Here is a 22,372-nt window from a genome sequence, read left to right as displayed (position 1 = left end):
CCGGGGCCGGGAGGGTGGTCGGGTGAGCAAGGCTGACGAGACCCGGGACGGCGTGGCCCTGACCAACCTGGACCAGCCGCTGTCCGACCGCGATGACGCGACGAAGCGTGACCTGGTCGACTACCTCGACGCGGTCCGGGACCGGATCCTCCCGCAGCTGCGGGGCCGGCCGCTCTCGGTGATCAGGGTCCGTCCCGGCCAGCCGCCGTTCATGCAGAAGAACCTGCCCCGCTACACCCCGGACTGGGTCCGCCGGGCGCCGGTCTGGGCGGAGGCGTCGCACCGGGAAATCTCGTACGCCCTCTGCGACGACCGCCGCACCCTGCTCTGGTTCGCCAACCAGCGGGCGGTGGAGTACCACCCGACGTTGGCCACCGTGGCGGATCTGCACCGCCCGACCCACCTGATCCTCGACCTGGACCCGCCGGACGGCGACGGTTTCCGCGCGGCGGTCGGCGCCGCCCTGCTGGTTCGTCAGGCGCTCGCCGATGCCGGCCTGGCCGGCGCCGTCAAGACCAGCGGCGCCAAGGGCGTGCACGTCTTCGTTCCGGTGACCGACGAACCCACGGCCGAGGAGCTGGCCGCCGCCACCCGGGCGCTCGCCGTCCGCGCCGAGCGGCTCGACCCGGCGCTGGCCACCACGGCGTACATCAAGGAGGACCGGGGTGGCCGGGTCTTCGTGGACGCCACCCGGGCGGGCGGGGCGACAGTGGCCGCCGTGTACAGCCCCCGGCTGCGCCCGGGGATGCCGGTCTCGTTCCCGGTCGACTGGGCCGACCTGACCGAGGTGACCCCCGCCGACTTCACCATTCGGACCGCGCCCGCACTGCTCGCCGACGGCGACCCGTGGGCCGCGCTGATGCCGGCCCCGCAGTCGCTGCCCGCCGACCTGGTCGCCGAGGGCAGGACCATCCCGGTGGCCCGGGTGCAGGCCATGCACGAGGGGAAGCGCCGGGCCCGCGCCCGTCGCGAGGCCGGCTGACCGGTTCGTCGGCCCCCGCTCGCGCCCGGCGAGCGGCGGATTGTCGGTGGGTTGTGGCACGATTTCGCAGGTGAGCAGCAAATCCGACGCGACCCAGCGACTGGCCGACCTGGCACGGCTGCGTCGGGTCCGCGACCGGATCGACCGGGAGTACGCGCAGCCGTTGGACGTCGAGGCGCTCGCCCGTGGCGCGCACATGTCGGCCGGGCACCTCAGCCGCGAGTTCCGGCTCGCCTACGGCGAATCTCCGTACAGCTACCTGATGACCCGACGGATCGAGCGGGCGATGGCCCTGTTGCGCCGTGGCGACCTGAGCGTCACCGACGTCTGTTTCGCAGTCGGTTGTTCGTCGCTGGGCACCTTCAGCACCCGCTTCACCGAGTTGGTGGGCGTGCCACCCAGCGTCTACCGGCGGCAGGCGGCGCAGGCGACGGCCGGAATGCCATCGTGTGTGGCGAAGCAGGTGACCAGACCGGTCAGGAATCGAGAAGCGCGGGTCACCGAGCCGCAACTAGCGTGACCAGCATGGACATCACCATTCATTCGAGTTTCCTGCCGCACACCGATCCGGAGGCCTCGCTGGCCTTCTACCGCGACATCCTCGGCTTCGAGGTCCGCCTCGACGTCGGGTACGAGGGGATGCGGTGGATCACGGTCGGGCCGGTCGGCCAGCCCAGCACGGCCATCGTTCTGCACCCGCCGGCCGCCAACCCCGGCATCACCGACGACGAGCGGCAGACCATCCTTGAGCTGATCACCAAGGGCAGCTACTTCGGCGTCAACCTCGCCACCACCGACCTCGACGCCACCTTCGCCAAGCTGGAGGCCAGCGACGCCGAGGTCGTCCAGGAGCCGACCGAGCAGCCGTACGGCGTGCGCGACTGTGCCTTCCGGGACCCGGCGGGCAATATGGTCCGCATCCAGGAAGTGCGCTGAGTCCTGCGCGCCCGACAGATGGAGACACGATGAGCACGGCCATCCAGCCGTCCGCGCCGCACGTCGCCGACAGCCACGACCTGATCCGGGTGCAGGGCGCGCGGGTGAACAACCTCAAGGACGTCAGCGTCGAGATCCCGAAGCGGCGGCTGACGGTGTTCACCGGTGTGTCCGGCTCCGGCAAGAGCTCGCTGGTGTTCGGCACCATCGCGGCCGAGTCGCAGCGGATGATCAACGAGACCTACAGCGCCTTCGTGCAGGGCTTCATGCCGACGTTGGCGCGGCCCGAGGTCGACCTGCTGGATGGCCTGACCACGGCGATCATCGTGGACCAGGAGCGGATGGGCGCCAACTCCCGCTCCACCGTCGGCACCGCCACCGACGCCAACGCGATGCTGCGCATCCTGTTCAGTCGGCTCGGGCAGCCGCACATCGGCTCGCCCAACGCGTACTCCTTCAATGTTCCCTCGGTGAAGGCGACCGGCGCGATCACCGTCGATCGCGGCGCCGGCAAGACGAAGACCGAGAAGGCGACCTTCAACCGTCTCGGCGGCATGTGCCCGCGGTGCGAGGGCATGGGCGCGGTGACCGACATCGACCTGTCGGCGCTCTACGACGACAACCTCTCGCTCAACGAGGGCGCGATCACCATCCCGGGTTACAGCATGGAGGGCTGGTTCGGCCGGATCTTCCGTGGCTGCGGCTACTTCGACCCGGACAAGCCGATCGCCAAGTTCAACAAGCGGGAGCTGCACGACCTGCTCCATCGGGAGCCCACCAAGATCAAAATCGACGGGATCAACCTGACGTACGCGGGCCTGATCCCGTCGATCCAGAAGTCCTTCCTCGCCAAGGACATCGACGCGTTGCAGCCGCACATCCGCGCCTTCGTGGAGCGCGCGGTGACCTTCACGACCTGCCCCGAGTGTGCCGGCACCCGGCTCAGCAAGGAGGCCCGGTCGTCGAAGATCAAGGGCAGGAACATCGCCGACGCGTGCGCCATGCAGATCAGCGACCTGGCCGCCTGGGTGCGCGGGATCGAGGAGCCGTCGGTGGCCCCGTTGCTGGCCGGCCTGCAACACCTCCTCGACTCGTTCGAGGAGATCGGGCTGGGATACCTGTCGCTCGACCGGCCGTCAGGCACCCTCTCCGGCGGCGAGGCGCAGCGCACCAAGATGATCCGCCACCTCGGGTCCTCGCTCACCGACGTCACCTACGTCTTCGACGAGCCGACGATCGGGCTGCACCCGCACGACATCCAACGGATGAACGAGCTGCTGCTCCAACTACGCGACAAGGGCAACACCGTCCTGGTCGTGGAGCACAAGCCGGAGGCCATCGCCATCGCCGATCACGTCGTCGACCTCGGGCCCGGCGCCGGCACGGAGGGCGGGACGGTCTGTTACGAGGGCACCGTGGAAGGTCTGCGGGCCAGCGGCACCATCACCGGCCGCCACCTCGACGACCGGGCGGCCCTCAAGGAGACGGTGCGGACGCCCACCGGCAAGCTGGAGATCCGGGGCGCCACGGCCAACAACCTCCAGGACGTGAACGTCGACGTACCCCTCGGGGTGCTCGTCGTCGTGACCGGCGTCGCCGGCTCCGGCAAGAGTTCGCTCGTGCACTCCTCGATCCCGGCCGGCGCGGGCGTGGTCTCGATCGACCAGGGCGCGATCCGCGGCTCAAGGCGCAGCAACCCGGCCACGTACACCGGGTTGCTCGACCCGATCCGCAAGGCATTCGCGAAGGCCAATGGGGTGAAGCCGGCGCTGTTCAGCGCCAACTCCGAGGGTGCCTGCCCGAGCTGCAACGGCGCCGGCGTCATCTACACCGACCTGGGGATGATGGCGGGCGTCGCCGCCCCCTGCGAGGACTGCGAGGGCAAGCGGTTCCAGGCGTCGGTGCTGGAATACCGCTTTGGCGGTCGCGACATCAGCGAGGTGCTCGCGATGTCGGTGACGGAGGCCGAGAAGTTCTTCGGCGCAGGCGAGGCGCGTACGCCGGCAGCGCACGCCATCCTCGACCGGCTCGCCGACGTCGGGCTCGGCTACCTGAGCCTGGGGCAGCCGCTCACGACCCTCTCCGGCGGAGAGCGGCAACGGCTCAAGCTGGCCACCCACATGGCCGAGAAGGGCGGCGTCTACGTCCTCGACGAGCCGACCACCGGCCTGCACCTGGCCGACGTCGAGCAACTGCTCGGTCTGCTCGACCGCCTGGTCGACGCCGGCAAGTCGGTGATCGTCATCGAGCACCACCAGGCGGTCATGGCGCACGCCGACTGGATCATCGACATCGGCCCCGGTGCCGGCCACGACGGTGGCCGGATTGTCTTCGAGGGCACACCCACGGACCTCGTCGCCGCCCGCTCCACCCTCACCGGCGAGCACCTGGCGGCGTACGTCGGCACCTGACCGGCCGCCGTCGGCCGGACGTCAGGCCACCGGCGGTCGGACGCGCCGTGCCGCCGTGGTGGCGAGGACTCCGCAGGTGGCGGCGACCAGACCGAGGCCGGTCGTGCCCGGGTTGACGTACCCGGGCACGGACGAGGTGACGTAGGCGCCACCACCGCTGAGACGACACTCGAAACGCAGCGGTAGGAAGCTGACGTCGTACCCGACGACCAGGCTCGCCAGCTGTGGTCCGGCCTCGCGACAGGGTCCGACGGGGGCGGATCCGGCGCCACCGTCCTCGGCCTGCATCACCGCGTAGCCGAGATGGAGCAGACCCCAGGCGTACAGGGCGACGGCACCCGCGCCGACGAGCAGCGCCGCCGTGCGCAGGCGGCCTGACCGTCCGCTGTTCCTGAACATCGCGCGGAACCCGCGGACGGCCAAGGCTGTTGCGATGACGGCTCCACCCAGCGCGGCGACGAGCAACCCGAGAAACAGCATGATCGACATTCTGGCGGGTGTTCGGCCAACACAATGAAGGCCCCTGACCCAATTCCTGGTCAGGAGCCTTTGGTGCTGGTCAATCTTGGTGCCCCCGGCAGGATTCGAACCTGCGCCCCCGCCTCCGGAGGGCGGTGCTCTATCCCCTGAGCTACGGGGGCTCAGCGACTGGAGAAGACTAGCAAACCTCCCCTGCGTACGCCGAATCGGTATCGGGTGAGCCGATCGTGTCGGACCGGCCCACCCGGTGCTCAGGCGGCTACCGCCCGCCCGCAGCTGGGCAGCGGGTGCAGGACGACTCGCCGAGGGAGCCGGCGCGGCCACTCGTTGCGCGGCCAGGAGCCGTCCACGATCAGGTGGACGGTGCGCTGCTCCTCGCCGCTGAGTCGCAACACGAAGTCGCGGGGGAGCGGCGGGTCCACCGTCGGCGTGGTGATCATGAAACGCACCCGGCCGCGAGACGAGACAGCGGAGATCACGTCGGCGGCCGGCATCGTGCCGCGCAACCGGACCCGGCCGATCCAGTAGACCTCCGCGAGGTGCTCCTGGGCGGCCCGGGTGATCGCCGGGTACTCGCTGCGGACCCAACGCTCGACCGCGCTGACGCAGAGCCCGCAGGCCCGCTCGCGCGGTTCCCGCGGACCCAACCCCCAGGCCCGCAGGTACGCCCCGACCGCGCCGGCGTCCAGCGGCAGCTCGAAGCGCCGCTGGATGAGCGTGGTGAGGCTCTGCCGCGTCCACAACTCCTCGTCCAGGCCGAACTCGTCGGGATGGACGCCCCGCAGCATGTCGATCAACTCGAGTTCCTGTTCGCGGCTGAGCATTCCCGGCTCGCCCTGCCGCTGTCCGCGACGGACGGCTGCCACCGCCCCGTCACCACCGATGGTGTGGCGTCGGCACCAACTGGTGACCGAGCGCCGTGCGTCTCTGAGTGCAACCCCCACGTCTTGGGCAACGAGCCCGAATCGCAACTGGTCACGATATGTGGGGAGAAAACTCTCTAAGCAACGTAATCGCCTGTGCCACGCAAAACACCCACAAGGTCCAAAGGGGGGTGATTGCACCTCAAGCGGGCGTCGGCTCGCCTTGATCGACTCGGGTTCCTGGAAGTCGGGGCGTCCCGATCGTGGGGACAGCGCGGTTTCCTGAAAACCGAGTCGATCAAGGCCAAGACTGCGGCCCGTGTCACCGCCACGGATCGGCGGGGACACGGGCCGGGTGCCCGTCCGGTCGGTCAGCCCTTGGCCTGCGCCTGGAGCTGCCGGAGGTTGTTCAGCTCGGTCTGCTGGGTGTTCTTCATGGTGTTCGCCACCCGCAGCACCTCGGCGTTGTCGGTCGCGCCGAGCGCTGCGTCGATCATGTGGATGCCGCCCAGGTGGTGGGCGTACATCAGGGTCAGGAACTGTCGGTCGACCTCGATGCCCTGAGCGTTGCGCAGGGCGGTCATCTGTTGCGGCGTGGCCATGCCCGGCATCAGACCGTCCTTGACGGTGGCCCCGTCGGACATCCACGACATCGGCGGGTTCGACCCGGTCGGGCTGAGGCCCCATTCGCGCAGCCAGGTCTGCATCGCGCCGATCTCGCCCTGTTGCCCGGTGGCGATGTCGACGGCGATCTGCCGCACCTCGGGGAGGGTCGCCGACCGGTACGCGATCAGGCTCATCTCCACCGCCTGCGCGTGGTGGGTCGTCATGTCCCGGGCGAAGCCCGCCTCGACCGAGGCGTCACCGGGTCGGGTGAGCCGCGGGGTGAGCAGACCGCCGGCGTATCCGAGGAGGAGCCCCACCACCAGCATGATGGCGAGCGCCAGCACGCCGTAGCGCGACGCCGGGGCCCGGCCGCCCTCGTCCGGGACGGCCGGGATCTCGTCGTACTCGCTGTCGGTGGTCGCCGGAGCGGTCATTGCCGTCCTTACTGTGTGGGCTGCTGCTGGAGCTCACGCGGCGTGGTGCCGGTGGCGGTGATGCCGGTGTTGCACAGCGCCGTCGGGCCCTCGACGGAGGCGTTCACCCGCAGGTCCTTGATGAACTCGTCGATCCGCGAGTCGTCGGCGTTGTCGACCTTGAGCTGGTAGCCCCAGGCCTGAAGCGAGATCGGCTTGTCCAGGCCCTCGTACGGGCTCATCAGCGTCTTCTCGACACCGCGCACCTTGCCGGCGAGCTTGTCGACCTGGTCCTTGGGCAGGTCCGGGCGGTAGGTGATCCACACCGCGCCGTGCTCCAGGCTGTGCACCGCGTGCTCGTTGGCGATCGGGGCGTCGTACACGTCGCCCATGCAGTTCTGCCAGGCGGCGTTGTGCACCCCACCCACCGGCGGTGAGTAGTTCCAGGTCAGCGGGCCCGACTTGTGCGACTCGTACTTCAGGCTGTCCGGGTCGGACTTGCGGATGTTGGAGATGCCGTCGATGGCGTTGGCCCGCTTGTCCCACGGCTTGGAGCCCTGGAACGACGCCCAGGCGCCGTAACCGATGATGCCGGCCGCGAGCACGCCAACCGCGACGAAGAGCGCGATCGGCCCCCACGCGCGGCCCTGGCTCACCTTGACCGGGGTGACCGGCTTGCGCGGGCCCTTGCCCCCGGCCCGGGGGGTGCCCGTCGGCTTGCCGGAACCGGCCTTGGCGCCGGACGCCGGCCGGCCCGCGGCCGGCTTCTTGCCGGTGCTGACCACGGTCGGGCGGCGCTCAGGGCCACCCGGGGTGCTGATGCTCATCGTGCCTCGTCAAGTCGGTCGGTCAGGGGAGTGGCGGGCCGGATGACGCGCAGGGGAGCCGCCGAGTGCCCGAGTCTACCCCCGATAACATGGTTGGGTGACTCCTGCAGAACTAGCCTCGGTCGTCCTTGCCGCCGCCCACGCCGTCTTCGAGCAGCGTGGGCTCGACCGCGCCGCGCTGCCGGCGAGCACTGTGGTGGAGCGACCGCGCAACCCCGAGCACGGCGACTACGCCTCGACGCTCGCGCTGCAGTTGAGCAAGAAGGTGGGCGTCCCTCCCCGGGAGCTGGCGACGGCCCTGGCCGACGAGCTGGGCCGGGCGCCGGGGGTCAAATCGGTGGAAATCGCCGGGCCGGGCTTCCTGAACATCCGGCTCGACGCCGCCGCGGCCGGTCAGCTCGCGCGGGTGATCGTGGAGACCGGCGCGGAGTACGGCCGCAGCGACCGGCTCGCCGGCGAGAAGATCAACCTTGAGTTCGTCTCGGCCAACCCGACCGGGCCGGTGCACATCGGCGGGGTCCGCTGGGCGGCCGTCGGCGACGCGCTGAGCCGGCTGCTGCGTGCCACCGGCGCCGACGTCGGCACTGAGTACTACTTCAACGACGCCGGCTCGCAGATCGACCGGTTCGCCCGGTCGCTGCTCGCCGCCGCCAAGGGTGAGCCGGCGCCGGAGGACGGCTACGGCGGGGCGTACATCGCCGAGATCGCCGCCGAGGTGCAGGCCCGCCGGCCGGAGGTGCGCTCGCTCGACGACGACGCCGCCCAGGAGGTCTTCCGGGTCGAGGGCGTCGCGCTGATGTTCGACGAGATCCGCACCTCGCTGCGCGACTTCGGGGTGGAGTTCGACACCTACTTCAACGAGAAGGACCTGCACGACCGGGGTGAGCTCGACCTGGCGTTGAACCGGCTGCGCGAGCAGGGGCACCTCTACGAGTCCGAGGGCGCCACCTGGCTGCGCACCACCGACTTCGGGGACGACAAGGACCGGGTGCTGCGCAAGTCCAACGGCGAGTGGACGTACTTCGCCGCGGACTGCGCCTACTACCTCGACAAGCGCGAGCGCGGCTTCGAGCGGGTCGTGATCATGCTGGGCGCCGACCACCACGGCTACATCGGCCGGATGAAGGCGATGTCCGCCTGCTTCGGCGACGACCCGGAGCGCAACCTGGAGATCCTCATCGGGCAGCTGGTCAACCTGCTGCGCGACGGCGCCCCGATGCGGATGAGCAAGCGGGCCGGCACCGTGATCACCCTGGAGGACCTGGTCGACGCGATCGGCGTGGACGCCTCCCGGTACGCGTTGGCCCGCTACTCCAGCGACTCCCCGATCGACATCGACATCGAGCTGTGGACCCGGGCGACCCGCGACAACCCGGTCTACTACGTGCAGTACGTGGCAGCCCGGACGGCGGGCGTGGCCCGCAACGCCGCCGAGGTGGGGCTGGTTCCGGGCGACGCCGACGCGTTCCGCCCGGAGCTGCTCGACCACGAGAAGGAGAACGAGCTGCTCAAGGCGCTCGCGCAGTTCCCCGCGGTGGTGGCGACGGCCGCCGAGCTGCGGGAGCCGCACCGGGTGGCCCGCTATCTGGAGGAGAGCGTCGCCGCCTCCTACCACCGGTTCTACGACAACTGCCGGGTGCTGCCGCTGGGCGACGAGGAGATCACCGACCTGCACCGCGCTCGGCTCTGGCTCAACAACGCCACCCGCACGGTGATCGCCAACGGCCTGTTCCTGCTGGGCGTCTCCGCCCCCGAGAGGATGTGACATGAGGGCTCATGAGGCTGGTGCGCTGCACGCGGACATCAGCAACCAGGGGCCGGCCTGGCTGCGTGCCCCGGCCGACGTCAACGCCCTCGTGCCGGCGCTGTGGCCGCGGTCGGTGACGCGCGGCGCCGACGGTGCGGTCGCCGTCGCGGGCCTGAGCGTCCGCGACATCGCGGCCGAGTTCGGCACCCCGGTGTACGTCCTCGACGAGGCCGACCTGCGCTCGCGCTGCCGCGACTTCCGGGCGGCCTTCCCGACCGAGGACGTCTTCTACGCGGGCAAGGCGTTCCTCTGCCGGGCGGTGGTCCGGATGATCGCCGAGGAGGGGCTGCACCTGGACGTCTGCACCGGTGGCGAGCTGGCCACCGCGCTGTCGGCCGGGATGCCGCCGGAGCGGATCGGTTTCCACGGCAACAACAAGTCGGTCGCCGAGCTGGGCCGGGCGCTGGACGCCGGGGTGGGCCGGATCATCGTCGACTCGTTCACCGAGATCGACCGGCTCACCGCGCTGGCCCGCGAGCGCGGGGTCCGGCCCCGGGTGCTGGTCCGGGTCACGGTGGGCGTCGAGGCGCACACCCACGAGTTCATCGCCACCGCCCACGAGGACCAGAAGTTCGGCTTCTCGCTTGCCGGCGGTGCCGCCGCGAACGCCGCGTTCAAGATCCTCGACGAGGGTGTGCTGGAGCTGCGCGGTCTGCACTCGCACATCGGCTCGCAGATCTTCGACGCCAGCGGCTTCGAGGTCTCGGCCCGTCGGGTGCTCGCCCTTCAGGCGCAGATCCGCGACGCGCGCGGGGTGGAGCTGCCCGAGCTGGACCTGGGCGGTGGCTTCGGCATCGCGTACACCACCCAGGACGACCCGGCGACCCCGCAGGATCTGGCCAAGCGGCTGCGCAAGATCGTCGATTCGGAGTGCGCGGCGGAGAACCTGGCCGTGCCGCACCTGTCGATCGAGCCGGGCCGGGCCATCGTCGGGCCGGCCGTGTTCACCCTCTACGAGGTCGGCACGGTCAAGGACCTCGACGGCCTCCGGACGTACGTCAGCGTCGACGGCGGGATGAGCGACAACATCCGCACCGCCCTCTACGACGCGTCCTACTCGGCGACGCTGGCCTCGCGGGCCTCCGGCGCGCAGCCGTTGCTCGCCCGCGTGGTGGGAAAGCACTGTGAGTCCGGGGACATCGTGGTGAAGGATGAATTCCTGCCCGCCGACGTGCAGCCCGGAGATCTTGTCGCAGTGCCCGGCACCGGTGCGTACTGCCGAAGCATGGCCAGCAACTACAACCATGTGCCCCGGCCACCGGTGGTCGCGGTGCGCGACGGCCAGGCGCGCCTGATCGTCCGGCGGGAAACCGAAGAGGACCTGCTCGCATTGGATGTTGGATGACGTCACCTGTGCGCTTGGCGCTGCTCGGCTGTGGCACTGTCGGCCAGGAGGTGGTCCGGCTGCTGCACGAGCAGTCGGCCGACCTGACCGCGCGGATCGGCGCCCCGCTGGAGATCGCCGGCATCGCCGTCCGTCGGCTCGGCCGCGACCGGGGTGACCTGCCGGTCGACGAGGACCTGTTCACCACCGACGCGCTTGGCCTGATCAAGCGCGACGACGTGGACGTGGTGATCGAGGTGGTCGGTGGCATCGAACCGGCCCGGAGCTGGCTGGTCGAGGCGCTGCGCGCCGGCAAGAGCGTGGTCACCGCCAACAAGGCGCTGCTCGCCGAGGACGGCGTGGCCCTGCACGAGGCGGCGGCCGAGGGCGGCGGCGACCTCTACTACGAGGCGTCCGTGGCCGGGGCCATCCCGCTGCTGCGCCCACTACGGGAGTCGCTGCACGGCGACCGGATCAACCGGGTCACCGGCATCGTCAACGGCACCACCAACTTCATCCTCTCCGCGATGGACGCGACCGGCGCCGGCTTCGCCGAGGCCCTCGAAGAGGCCACCGCCCTGGGGTACGCGGAGGCCGACCCGACCGCCGACGTGGAGGGCTTCGACGCGGCGGCGAAGGCGGCGATCCTCGCCTCGCTGGCGTTCCACACCCGGGTCGGCGCCGCCGACGTGCACCGCGAGGGCATCACCGAGGTGACCGCCGCGGACATGGCCAGCGCCCAGGCGATGGGCTGCACGATCAAACTGCTCTGCATCGCGGCCCGGGGTGTCGACCCCACCGGCCGGGAGACGGTCAGCGTCCGGGTGCATCCGGCGATGATCCCGCGCAGCCACCCGCTGGCCAGCGTCGGGGACGCGTTCAACGCGGTCTTCGTGGAGGCGGACGCTGCCGGGCAACTGATGTTCTACGGTCGGGGCGCCGGTGGCGCGCCCACCGCCAGCGCGGTGCTCGGTGACGTGGTCGCGGTGTCCCGCAACCGGCTCGCCGGGGTGCGCGCGGCCAGCGAGAGCGCGTACGCGGACCTCGCGGTCCGGCCGATGGGTGAGGCGTTGACCCGCTACCACGTGAGCCTCGACGTGGCCGACCGCCCGGGTGTGCTGGCCTCGGTGGCGAGCGTGTTCGCCCGACACGACGTGTCGATCGCGACGGTGCGGCAGGGCTCGGCCGGCGGGCCAGCGGGCCGCGACGGCGACGCCGAGCTGGTCATCGTCACGCATGTGGCACCGGACGCCGCGCTCGCCGCGACCGTCGACGAGCTGCGCGGTCTGGACATTGTCCGGTCGGTGACCAGTGTGCTGCGGGTCGAGGGCGACGCCTGAGTCGTTGCATCATCGACGGGACGGCTCACGCGTCCCGCCAGGTGGGTAAGCCGGGGTGTGCCATCGACCACTCCAGCAGGCTGGTCCAAGGTGGCCCTGATATTCGGGTGGGCGCGGCGGTAGAGGCGAGGAGAGCGACATGTGGCGGGGTCTGATCGAGGCGTACCGGGATCGGCTGCCGGTCACCGCGGCCACGCCGGTCGTCACGCTGCACGAGGGGAACACCCCGCTGTTGCCGGCGCCGGTGCTGTCCGCCCGGCTCGGTTGCGACGTGCACCTCAAGGTGGAGGGCGCCAACCCGACCGGCTCCTTCAAGGACCGGGGGATGACCCTCGCGGTGTCCAAGGCGGTCGAGGCCGGTAACAAGGCCATCATCTGCGCCTCCACCGGCAACACCAGCGCCTCCGCCGCGGCGTACGCGGCCCGGGCCGGGTTGACCTGTGCCGTGCTGGTGCCGCAGGGCAAGATCGCGTTGGGCAAGCTGGCCCAGGCGCTGGTGCACGGCGCGAAGCTGCTCCAGGTGAACGGCAACTTCGACGACTGCCTCGCGACGGCCGCCAAGCTCGCCCAGGACTACCCGGTTGCGTTGGTCAACTCGGTCAACATCGACCGGCTGCACGGCCAGAAGACCGCCGCCTTCGAGATCGTCGAGGCGCTCGGTGACGCGCCCGACATCCACTGCCTGCCGGTCGGCAACGCCGGCAACATCTCCGCGTACTGGATGGGATACGAGGAGGAGTCGGCCGTCGGCGCGACCACCCGGACGCCCAAGATGTACGGCTTCCAGGCCGCCGGGGCGGCCCCGATCGTGACCGGCCAGGTGGTGCCGGAGCCGTCGACCATCGCCACCGCGATCCGGATCGGCAACCCGGCGAGCTGGACCAAGGCGTTGGATGCCCGGGACGCCTCCGGTGGCCTGATCGCGTCGGTGACCGACCGGGAGATCCTCTCCGCGTACCGCCTGCTCGCCCGTGAGGTGGGGGTCTTCGTCGAGCTGGGCAGCGCGGCCAGCGTGGCCGGCCTGTTGCAGCAGGCCGCGGCGGGCGCGGTCCCGCCCGGTTCCACTGTGGTCTGCACGGTGACCGGCCACGGGCTGAAGGACCCGGAATGGGCGATCTCCACCGCGCCGGCGCCGGTGACCATCGCGAACGACCCGCTGGCCGCGGCCCGCGCCCTCGACCTGGCCTGAGCGGGCCACCGTCCGGGCGGTGAACGACGGCGGGTAGCTGGACGGCGGGACGGCCCGGGGGCGGCGGGGGTCGAGGTATGCGAGTCCGGCACACTTTCGGGTATCCCCGCCCGCATTCTCGTTCAGGAGTGAGCCAGGCCGATGTCGCTGCTCGCCAGATTCAGCCTCGCCAACCGAGGGCTGATTGCCCTCATCGCGGTGGTGACCACGGTGTTCGGAGTGTTCGCCGTGCCGTCGCTGAAGCAGCAACTGCTGCCGTCGCTCGAGTTCCCGGCCGCGTTCATCGTGGCCCCCTACCCCGGCGCCGGCCCCGAGATCGTCGAGTCGCAGGTGACCGAGCCGATCGAGAACGCCCTCCAGGGCATCCCGGGGCTGGACCAGGTCACCTCCACCTCCCGCGAGGGGGCGGCCACCGTCCAGGTGACGTACGAGTTCGGCACCGACCTCGACGACGTGGTCAACAAGATGCAGACCGCGCTGAGCCGGATCGACGCCCAGCTCCCGGAGAGCGTCGACCCGCAGGTCATCGCGGGTAGCACCGACGACCTGCCGGCGGTGGTGCTGGCCGCGGCCGGCGCTGCGGACGAGCGGGCGCTCGCCGAGAAGCTGCGCGCGACGGTGGTGCCGGAGCTTGAGGGCATCGAGGGGGTACGCACTGTCGAGGTGACCGGCACCCGCGACGACGTCGTGGTGGTCACCCCGGACCCGGCGAAGTTGGCCGCCGCGAAGATCCAGCCGACGGCGATCGGCGCGGCGCTGAAGACGAACGGCGTGGCGGTTCCGGCCGGCGCGGTGACCGACGGCGCCTTGGCCCTCCCGGTGCAGGTCGGCACGCCGATCTCCACCCTGGAGGAGTTGCGCGGCATCGTGGTCGTCCCGGCCGCGGCACCCGTTCGCCTCGGTGACGTGGCGACGGTCGAGCAGCAGCTCGCCCCGGCCACGGCGATCACCCGGACCAACGGCAAGGACAGCCTCGGTATCGCGGTCACCGCGGCACCGGACGGCAACGCCGTGGAGATCTCGCACGAGATCCGGGACCGGCTCGACGACCTGAAGGACGCCTCCGGCGCGGAGCTGACAGTGGTCTTCGACCAGGCGCCGTTCGTCGAGAAGTCGATCGAGTCGCTGACCACCGAGGGCCTGCTGGGCCTGGTGATGGCGGTCATCGTCATCCTGGTCTTCCTGCTGTCGGTGCGCTCGACGGTGGTCACCGCGGTCTCCATCCCGCTCTCCGTGCTGGTGGCGCTGATCGCCCTGTGGATCGGTGACTACTCGCTCAACCTGCTCACCCTCGGCGCGTTGACCATCGCGGTCGGTCGGGTGGTCGACGACTCGATCGTGGTGTTGGAGAACATCAAACGACATCTGGAGTACGGCGAGGAGAAGCGGCACGCCATCATCACCGGCGTCCGGGAGGTGGCCGGCGCGGTGACCGCGTCGACCCTCACCACGGTGGCGGTGTTCGCGCCGATCGCGCTGGTCGGCGGGTTCGTGGGCCAGCTCTTCGCGCCGTTCGCGATCACAGTGACGGTGGCCCTGCTCGCCTCGCTGCTGGTGTCGCTCACCGTGATCCCGGTCCTCGCGTACTGGTTCCTCAAGCCGCGCGGCGGCACCGCGGACGACGAGGCGGTACGGCACGCCGCGGAGGCGAAGGAGCTGCGCAGCCCGTTGCAGCGCGCGTACCTGCCGGTGATCGGGTTCGCCACCCGCAAGCGGTCGACCCGTTGGATCACCGTCGGGCTCGGCCTGCTGGTGCTCTTCGGCACCTTCGGTCTGGCGCAGAAGTTGGAGACCAACTTCCTGGACGACTCCGGCCAGGACACCCTCAACATGAGCCAGGAGCTGCCGGCCGGCAGTGGTCTGGCGGCCACCGACGCGGCGGCCAAGCAGGTCGAGTCGGTGCTGTCCCGCACCGACGGCGTCGAGACGTACCAGGTGACCGCGGGCGGTGGGGACAACCCGTGGGCGGGCGGTGGCGGCAACAACGTCGCCAGCTGGTCGCTGGCGCTCGACGGTGACACCGACGCGAAGCAGATGCGTGAGGTGCTGCGCAAGGAGTTCGACAAGCTCGGTGCCGGTGCGGGTGAGATCAGCTTCGGTGGCGGGCAGGAGGCGTCGACCAGCCAGCTGGAGGTGATCGTCCAGGCCAGCGACCCGGAGGCGCTGACCCGGGCCGCCGAGGAGGCGCGGGCCGCGATGGCCGGCGTCCCGGACGTCGAGGACGTCTCCACCAGCCTGGCAGCGCGGGTGCCGCGGGTCGACGTGGTGGTCGACCGGGTCGCCGCCGGTCGGGTCGGGCTCACCGAGGCCGCCGTGGGGCAGCTCGTGTCCCAGGCGTTCCGGGGAGCGCCGCTGGGTCAGGTAGCGCTCGACGGCCAGCAGCAGAACGTGGTGCTGCGGTTGGGCACGCAACCGCCGATGACAGTGGATGAGCTGCGGGCACTGCCGGTTGGTCCGGTCAAGCTGGGCGACATCGCGCAGGTCACCCAGGGCGAGGGCCCGCAGCAGGTCACCCGGATCGATGGTGAGCGCAGCGTGTCGGTGACCGGCGCTGCGACCGGCTCGAACCTGGGCGCGACCAGCCAGGAGTTGCAGAAGCGGCTGGACGGCATCAACGTGCCGGGTGCGAGCTTCACCATCGGCGGTGTCAGCGCGGATCAGGCGGATGCCTTCGCGGACCTGGGCCTGGCGGTGCTGGCCGCGATCGCCATCGTCTTCCTGATCATGGTGGCCACGTTCCGCAGCCTCACCCAGGCGCTGATCCTGCTGATCTCGATCCCGTTCGCCGCGACCGGTGCGATCGGTCTGCTGTTGATCACCGGGACGCCGCTCGGTGTGCCGGCGCTGATCGGTGTGCTGATGCTGGTCGGCATCGTGGTGACCAACGCGATCGTGTTGCTCGACCTGATCAACCAGTACCGGGCGCAGGGCATGGGGGTCCGGGAGGCGGTGGTCGAAGGTGGCCGTCGCCGGCTGCGCCCGATCCTGATGACGGCGGTGGCGACCATCTTCGCGCTGCTGCCGATGGCGTTCGGGTTGACCGGTGAGGGCGGCTTCATCTCTCAGCCGCTGGCGGTCGTGGTGATCGGTGGTCTGCTCAGCTCGACGCTGCTCACGCTGATCCTGGTGCCGACGCTCTACACGATGGTGGAGCACACCAAGGAGTCGCTGCGGGGCCGGCGCGCACGGCGGCGCTCCGGGGGGTCGGCGGTGACCACGACGGAGACCGACGAGGTGCCAGCCCCGAACCAGGTCGCGGTGCCGAGCGGCGCGCCCGCCCCGGCTGCGTCCGAGGGTGGGCAGCCGGCCGCGCGACCCGCGCCGTCGGCCGCGTTGGTCGAGGGCACGGACCAGTTCGAGGTGCTGCGGCTGCCCCGTAGCCGTACCTCGCCGCTGCCTCCGGCGGAGCCGACCGAGTAGGTAGCAGTGCGGTTCGGAACGCCCCCGGCGGATTTTCGCCGGGGGCGTTCCGGGTTCATTTCGTCCAAAAACACTCCGACTCGACCACCCCATACTTTGTGTAACTTCTTGCATACTCCTCGTAGACGGGTGGGGGTGCGGGTGGAGCGGGGCGGGCGGATGGTCGAGGGCGCGCGCGGGTGGGGGCGACGCGACCTGCTGCGCCGTGGCCTGCTGGTGGTGGGCGGCGTGGCCATCGGCGCGGGGACGTCCGAGGCGTGGTGGACCACCCATCGCCGGATGCCGATCGCCGGCGCCCCCGCCAGCGCCACCCTCGGTAACGGCCAGCAGGGTGTCGGCTCCGGCGCGCTGGAGGTCGTCTGGTCGGGAAGAACCGACCAGCGTCTGGTGGCCCTCACCTTCGACGACGGTCCCGCACCAGAGTGGACCCCGATGGTGCTCGACACCCTGGCCCGGCACCGGGTCCCGGCCACCTTCTTCATGGTCGGGGCGCAGGTCCGCCGGCACGCCGACGTCGTCCGCGACCGGCTCGCCGGGCACGAGGTGGGCAACCACAGCTGGGGGCACCGGGACCTGGCCGAACTGGACGCCGCAGAGGCGTACGACGACCTGCGCCGCAGCCACGACGCGATCGTCGACCTGACCGGGGTGCCGCCGGTGCTCCTCCGCCCGCCGTACGGCCACCTGGGCGGGGCGGTGCTGCACGCGGCGGCCCGGCTGGACTATCGGCTGGTGCTCTGGTCGTTGCAGATGGTGGAGCGCGAGTTCCCTGACGATCCGGCCGGTCACGCCCAGCGGATCGTGGCCGAGGTCCGACCGGGAACGATCGTGCTCGGCCACGATGTGGGGGCGCGCCGGCGGCTGGTCGCACTGCGGGGTCTGACCGACATGATCAACGGACTCCGGTCGCGCGGTTACACCTTCGTCACGGTTTCGGCGCTGCTGGGAGCGGGTGTGGGTCCGACACCGACCAGGTAGGGTCGCGCTCCGTGACGTCCACCCTCTCGGTTCTGACCGGCAATCGGAGCTTCCGCAATCTGTTCCTCGCCGAGTTGGTGGTCTTCGGCGCCGACTGGTTCGTCATGGTGCCGCTGCTGGTGCTGCTGCCGCACCTGACCGGCAGCGGCGTCTGGGGCGCGCTGGTGTTGGCGGTGGACACCGGCATCGTGGCGTTGCTGCTGCCGTACACCGGCACGATCGCCGACCGCTTCGACCGCCGCAAGATCATGATCGTCGCGAACGTGGCCGCGCTGGCGGGCGTGCTGCTGCTGCTCGGCGTGCGGGACGCCGGAACGGCGTGGCTGGCGCTGGTCGCGATCGGCGTGGTGGCGGTCGCCAAGGCGTTCTACTCGCCGGCCGCCCAGGCCGCGCTGCCCAACGTGCTGGAGCCGCACGAACTCGCCGCGGGCAACGCCGTCGCCGGCTCGGCCTGGGGCACCATGACCGTGGTCGGCGCCTCGCTCGGCGGCGTGCTGAGCACCGCTGCCGGTCCGTACGTCTGCTTCTGGGTGGCGGCGGCGGGCCTGGCGGTGGCCGCGGGCCTCGCCACCCGGATCCGCCGGCCGTTGCAGGCACCCCGGGACGCCGACCAACCGGCCCAGCGGACCTGGTCGGCGGTCCGCGAGGCGCTCGGCTACATCGGTCACCGCCCCCGGGTGCTCGCGCTGGTCACGGTCAAGTCGGCGGTGGGCCTGGGCAACGGCGTGCTGACCGTGTTTCCGCTGCTGGCCGGCGTGTACGGTGTCGGCTCGCTCGGCGCCGGCCTGCTCTTCGCGGTACGCGGCGCGGGAGCGTTGGTGGGGCCGATCCTGATGCGCCGGGTGTTGACCAACCGGGCCTGGCTGCTGCCCGGGCTCGCGCTGTCCATGTCGCTCTACGGCCTGTCCTACCTGGGCACCTCGGTGGTGCGATGGTTTCCGCTGGTGCTGCTGCTGGTCTTCGTGGCGCACTTCGCGGGTGGCAGCAACTGGGTGATGTCGAACTTCGCCCTCCAGGGTGAAGTCCCGGACCGGTTGCGGGGCCGCGTCTTCGCCACCGACATGATGCTGGCGACGCTGGCGATCTCGGTGAGCCAACTGGCGGTGGCCCTGGTGGTGGACTCGGTCGACGAACGGGTGGTGCTCGCCGGCTGCGGTCTGATCACCCTCGTGTACGCGGTCGGCTGGCGGATCGCCACCCGCCGGCTGTCGCTCACCGATCCGGCCGCCGAGCCGGTCCCGAAGCCGGCCGGCTGAACTCGGCGGTCCCAGGCAGCGGGCGCGGGGCCGGTTCGTCGGTCCCGAGCCCTAGCATGAGCGCGTGCCGACGAACTTCACCCCCGAGCCGGTCCGGGTCCGGGTCCCCGCGACCAGCGCCAACCTGGGTCCAGGCTTCGACGCGCTGGGCCTCGCCCTCGGGCTCTACGACGACGTGGCCGCCGAGGTCGCCTCGGGTGGTGTCCGGGTGGCAGTGACCGGGCAGGGCGCCGGTGAGCTGCCCGACGACGACCGGCACCTGGTGGTGCGGGCCATGCGTGCCGCGTTCGACGTGCTCGGGGCCCACCCCGCGGGGCTGAGCGTGGAGTGTGTCAACCGGATCCCCCAGGCACGTGGGCTGGGCTCCTCGTCCGCCGCGATCGTCGCCGGGGTGCTGCTGGCCCGTGCCCTGGTCGTCGACGGGGAGCACCGCCTCGACGACGCCGGCGCGCTGCGGCTGGCCGCCGAGATCGAGGGCCACCCCGACAATGTGGCGCCGTGCCTGCTCGGCGGTTTCACAGTGGCCTGGTCCGAGCCGGGCGGCGCCCGGGCGGTCTCCCTGCCGGTCGCCGCCGCGGTGCGGCCCACCGTTTTCGTTCCGGCGGAACGCGGTTTGACCGCGACCGCGCGGGCGGCTCTGCCGGCAACCGTGCCGCACGGTGACGCCGCGTTGACCGCCGGGCGGGCAGCGCTGCTGGTGCACGCGCTCACCACGGACCCGACCCTGCTGCTGCCGGCCACCGTCGACCGGCTCCATCAGGATTATCGCGCAGCCGGGATGCAGGGAACGTCTGCCCTGGTCAGCGCGTTGCGAGCGGCCGATGTGGCAGCTGTGGTCAGTGGGGCGGGGCCGACTGTGCTGGCGCTCAGCGAGCCCCCAGCGGGCTTCCCAGTGGGAACAGACTGGGAGATCTGGCAGTTACCGATAGACGTCAGCGGCGCGCGGGTTGCGCGGGGTAGACTTGGACACGCCGAGCGGGACCCTGTTGCCGCAGGTCGGAAGAGTTGATTACGCTCTAGACCTAGCACAGCCGCGAAGCACGCGATCTCCTGCGGGGCGGCGCACCCCCGAAGCTCTCGGCGGTCAGCCCGTCTACCCCTGCCAAAGGCCCACGCCGCACCGCAGTTTCCACAGGTCGCCGCAGACGGCGAGACCTGCTCACCGACGTTGGTGAGTCGGGATACCGACCGGCTGCTGTGTCACAGACTCCCGCGACGCGTCCTTGCGAGGCGGGTGCACCGAGGCCGCCCGGCCACCTGAGCTCCGACTCCGGGCAGTCCCGGCCTTATCGAGGGAAGGAATCCATTGAGCGACACCACCGACGTGACGTCGGATGTTTCCAACGTCGCTGGCGATGCCACCGCCGCCGCTCCCGCCCGTCGTCGGCGTAGCGGCACCGGTCTGTCGGCGATGCTGCTGCCAGAGCTGCAAAGCCTGGCTGCGTCGCTCGGCATCTCCGGCACGGCTCGCATGCGCAAGGGCGAGCTGATCGCCGCGATTTCCGAGCGGCAGGGCGGCAACGCCGCCGGGACCCCTCGACCACGGGCCGAGGTCGCGGCCGCGGCCGCCCCGACCCGTGAGGGAGTGCGCGCCGAGGTGCGGGAGACCGCCGACCGGCCGGCAGCCGAAGGACGCGGTGCCGAGCAGGCGCCGGCCGAGCCGGCCGCCGAGACCGAGGGTCGTAGCCGCACCCGGCGGAGCCGGACCGCAACGGCGGAGGCCCGTGCCACCGAGGCCCGTGCCACCGAGGCGCGCCCCGCTGAGGTGCGTGCGACCGAGGCGCGTGCGACCGAGACGCGTACCGACGAGGCGGAAGCCGGCGAGCGGGCCGACCGTGGCGAGAACCGCCGCGACCGGGCCGAGCGTCCGGAGCGCGCCGAGCGGGGCGAGCGCAACGAGCGCAACGACCGGGGCGAGCGGACCGAGCGTGCCGACCGTGGCGAGCGGACCGAGCGGACCGAGCGTGCCGACCGGACCGAGCGTGCCGAGCGGACCGAGCGGACCGAGCGTGGCGAGCGGACCGAGCGTGGCGAGCGGACCGAGCGTGGCGAGCGGACCGAGCGTGGCGAGCGGACCGACCGTGGCGAGCGCAACGACCGGGGCGAGCGTGCCGATCGTGGCGAGCGCAACGACCGGGGTGAGCGTTCCGACCGGGGTGAGCGTGCCGAGCGCAACGACCGACCCGACCGCAACGACCGCAACGACCGGGGTCAGCGTGCCGAGCGGGACAGCGACGACGACGACGAGGGCGGCGGCCGGCGCGGCCGGCGCAGCCGTTTCCGGGACCGTCGCCGCGGGCGCGGCGAGCGCACCGAGACCGGCGCCGACACCGGCGGGCGTGAGCCGCAGGTCAACGAGGACGACGTGCTCGTCCCGGTGGCCGGCATCATCGACGTGCTCGACAACTACGCCTTCGTGCGGACGACCGGTTACCTGGCCGGCCCGAACGACGTGTACGTCTCGATGTCCCAGATCAAGAAGTACGGCCTGCGCCGCGGTGACGCGATCACCGGTGCGGTGCGGGCGGCCCGCGAGGGCGGCAACAGCGGCGACCAGCGGCGCGACAAGTACAACCCGCTGATGCGCCTGGACACGATCAACGGGATGGAGCCGGAGGAGGCGCGGCGTCGTCCGGAGTTCTACAAGCTCACTCCGCTCTACCCGCAGGAGCGCCTGCGGCTGGAGACCGAGCCGCACATCCTGACCACCCGGGTCATCGACCTGGTCATGCCGATCGGCAAGGGCCAGCGGGCACTCATCCAGTCTCCGCCCAAGGCGGGTAAGACGATGGTGCTGCAGGCGATCGCGAACGCGATCACCCGCAACAACCCGGAGTGCCACCTGATGGTGGTGCTGGTGGACGAGCGGCCTGAAGAGGTCACCGACATGCAGCGGTCGATCAAGGGCGAGGTCATCGCGGCCACGTTCGACCGTCCGCCGCAGGACCACACCACGGTGGCGGAGCTGGCCATCGAGCGGGCCAAGCGCCTCGTGGAGCTTGGGCACGACGTCGTCGTGCTGCTCGACTCGGTGACCCGGCTCGGTCGGTCGTACAACCTGGCGGCGCCGGCCAGCGGCCGGATCATGTCGGGTGGTATCGACTCCACCGCGCTCTACCCGCCGAAGCGCTTCCTCGGCGCGGCCCGCAACATCGAGAACGGCGGGTCGCTGACCATCATCGCCACGGCGCTGGTGGAGACCGGGTCCATGGCGGACACGGTCATCTTCGAGGAGTTCAAGGGCACCGGCAACGCCGAGTTGAAGCTGGACCGGAAGATCGCCGACAAGCGGACCTTCCCGGCCATCGACATCAACCCGTCCGGTACGCGTAAGGAAGAGGTCCTGCTCGCACCGGAAGAGCTGGCCATCATCCACAAGCTCCGGAAGGTGCTGCACTCGCTGGACTCGCAGGCCGCGATGGATCTCCTGCTGGACCGGCTCAAGCAGTCCCGCACGAACATCGAGTTCCTGATGCAGATCGCGAAGTCGACGCCGGGGGAGTAACCATCCCCGGGTGAGACGAAGGGGCACGGCCACAC

General features: G+C 71.1%; 17 protein-coding genes and 1 tRNA gene. 13 read left to right on the top strand and 5 right to left on the bottom strand.

The features are described from left to right. Nucleotides 1–22 precede the first annotated feature (22 nt). The 4 genes from ACQRWP_RS22730 (at nucleotide 23) to ACQRWP_RS22715 (ending at nucleotide 4,329) form a co-directional block, all read left to right on the top strand. The gene (locus ACQRWP_RS22730; protein ID WP_430497560.1) at nucleotides 23–982 is read left to right on the top strand and encodes a DNA polymerase domain-containing protein; all 960 of its coding nucleotides are present in this window, start codon (nucleotides 23–25) and stop codon (nucleotides 980–982) included. 70 nt (nucleotides 983–1,052) lie between these two features. Beyond that, nucleotides 1,053–1,502: a helix-turn-helix transcriptional regulator gene (locus ACQRWP_RS22725; RefSeq protein WP_210785751.1), complete on the top strand. Its 450-nt coding sequence runs from the start codon at nucleotides 1,053–1,055 to the stop codon at nucleotides 1,500–1,502. Between the two features lie 5 nt (nucleotides 1,503–1,507). Continuing rightward, nucleotides 1,508–1,918: a VOC family protein gene (locus tag ACQRWP_RS22720; protein ID WP_430497559.1), complete on the top strand. Its 411-nt coding sequence runs from the start codon at nucleotides 1,508–1,510 to the stop codon at nucleotides 1,916–1,918. 29 nt (nucleotides 1,919–1,947) lie between these two features. After that, the gene (locus ACQRWP_RS22715) at nucleotides 1,948–4,329 is read left to right on the top strand and encodes an ATP-binding cassette domain-containing protein (protein ID WP_430497557.1); all 2,382 of its coding nucleotides are present in this window, start codon (nucleotides 1,948–1,950) and stop codon (nucleotides 4,327–4,329) included. A 21-nt stretch (nucleotides 4,330–4,350) separates the two neighbouring features. On the opposite strand, the gene ACQRWP_RS22710 is transcribed toward ACQRWP_RS22715, so the two are convergent. The 5 genes from ACQRWP_RS22710 to ACQRWP_RS22690 all read right to left on the bottom strand — a co-directional run bounded on the left by ACQRWP_RS22710 (nucleotide 4,351) and on the right by ACQRWP_RS22690 (nucleotide 7,518). Continuing rightward, entirely contained in the window at nucleotides 4,351–4,809 is a 459-nt protein-coding gene (locus ACQRWP_RS22710) for a hypothetical protein (protein ID WP_430497555.1), read from the bottom strand. A gap of 86 nt (nucleotides 4,810–4,895) precedes the next feature. Further along, nucleotides 4,896–4,970: transfer RNA gene (locus ACQRWP_RS22705), tRNA-Arg, on the bottom strand. 90 nt (nucleotides 4,971–5,060) lie between these two features. After that, complete coding sequence (locus tag ACQRWP_RS22700; RefSeq protein WP_430497553.1) at nucleotides 5,061–5,753, bottom strand: winged helix-turn-helix domain-containing protein; 693 nt, start codon at nucleotides 5,751–5,753, stop codon at nucleotides 5,061–5,063. Nucleotides 5,754–6,043: 290 nt separating this feature from the next. Beyond that, a complete protein-coding gene (locus ACQRWP_RS22695) occupies nucleotides 6,044–6,712 on the bottom strand; it encodes a DUF305 domain-containing protein (RefSeq protein ID WP_430497552.1) in 669 nt (222 codons plus the stop codon). An 8-nt stretch (nucleotides 6,713–6,720) separates the two neighbouring features. Then, the gene (locus ACQRWP_RS22690; protein ID WP_430497551.1) at nucleotides 6,721–7,518 is read right to left on the bottom strand and encodes a DUF3105 domain-containing protein; all 798 of its coding nucleotides are present in this window, start codon (nucleotides 7,516–7,518) and stop codon (nucleotides 6,721–6,723) included. A 97-nt stretch (nucleotides 7,519–7,615) separates the two neighbouring features. Between ACQRWP_RS22690 and argS the strand changes: the two genes are divergently transcribed. The 9 genes from argS to rho all read left to right on the top strand — a co-directional run bounded on the left by argS (nucleotide 7,616) and on the right by rho (nucleotide 22,337). Continuing rightward, complete coding sequence (gene argS / locus ACQRWP_RS22685) at nucleotides 7,616–9,283, top strand: arginine--tRNA ligase (RefSeq protein WP_430497549.1); 1,668 nt, start codon at nucleotides 7,616–7,618, stop codon at nucleotides 9,281–9,283. Nucleotide 9,284: 1 nt separating this feature from the next. After that, a complete protein-coding gene (gene lysA / locus ACQRWP_RS22680; protein ID WP_430497548.1) occupies nucleotides 9,285–10,670 on the top strand; it encodes a diaminopimelate decarboxylase in 1,386 nt (461 codons plus the stop codon). 8 nt (nucleotides 10,671–10,678) lie between these two features. After that, on the top strand, nucleotides 10,679–11,989 hold the full coding sequence (locus tag ACQRWP_RS22675) for a homoserine dehydrogenase (protein WP_430503267.1): 1,311 nt from the start codon (nucleotides 10,679–10,681) through the stop codon (nucleotides 11,987–11,989). A gap of 139 nt (nucleotides 11,990–12,128) precedes the next feature. Then, nucleotides 12,129–13,178, top strand: coding sequence for a threonine synthase (gene thrC, locus ACQRWP_RS22670; protein WP_430497546.1), 1,050 nt, complete (start codon nucleotides 12,129–12,131; stop codon nucleotides 13,176–13,178). A gap of 141 nt (nucleotides 13,179–13,319) precedes the next feature. Next, a complete protein-coding gene (locus tag ACQRWP_RS22665; protein WP_430497544.1) occupies nucleotides 13,320–16,598 on the top strand; it encodes an efflux RND transporter permease subunit in 3,279 nt (1,092 codons plus the stop codon). Between the two features lie 135 nt (nucleotides 16,599–16,733). Then, nucleotides 16,734–17,576, top strand: a complete 843-nt coding sequence (locus tag ACQRWP_RS22660; protein ID WP_430497543.1) for a polysaccharide deacetylase family protein — start codon at nucleotides 16,734–16,736, stop codon at nucleotides 17,574–17,576. Nucleotides 17,577–17,587: 11 nt separating this feature from the next. Then, nucleotides 17,588–18,832 (top strand): MFS transporter, encoded by a 1,245-nt coding sequence (locus ACQRWP_RS22655; protein ID WP_430497541.1) that lies wholly within the window; start codon nucleotides 17,588–17,590, stop codon nucleotides 18,830–18,832. A gap of 64 nt (nucleotides 18,833–18,896) precedes the next feature. Continuing rightward, entirely contained in the window at nucleotides 18,897–19,841 is a 945-nt protein-coding gene (gene thrB, locus ACQRWP_RS22650) for a homoserine kinase (RefSeq protein WP_238680637.1), read from the top strand. Nucleotides 19,842–20,138: 297 nt separating this feature from the next. Beyond that, nucleotides 20,139–22,337, top strand: coding sequence for a transcription termination factor Rho (rho, locus tag ACQRWP_RS22645; RefSeq protein ID WP_430497540.1), 2,199 nt, complete (start codon nucleotides 20,139–20,141; stop codon nucleotides 22,335–22,337). Nucleotides 22,338–22,372 lie beyond the last annotated feature (35 nt).

The organism is Micromonospora trifolii, assembly GCF_050516465.1.
GTDB lineage: Bacteria > Actinomycetota > Actinomycetes > Mycobacteriales > Micromonosporaceae > Micromonospora > Micromonospora trifolii.
Note: the sequence above shows the minus strand (reverse complement) of the source record. Positions and strands in the feature narration are given on the sequence as shown.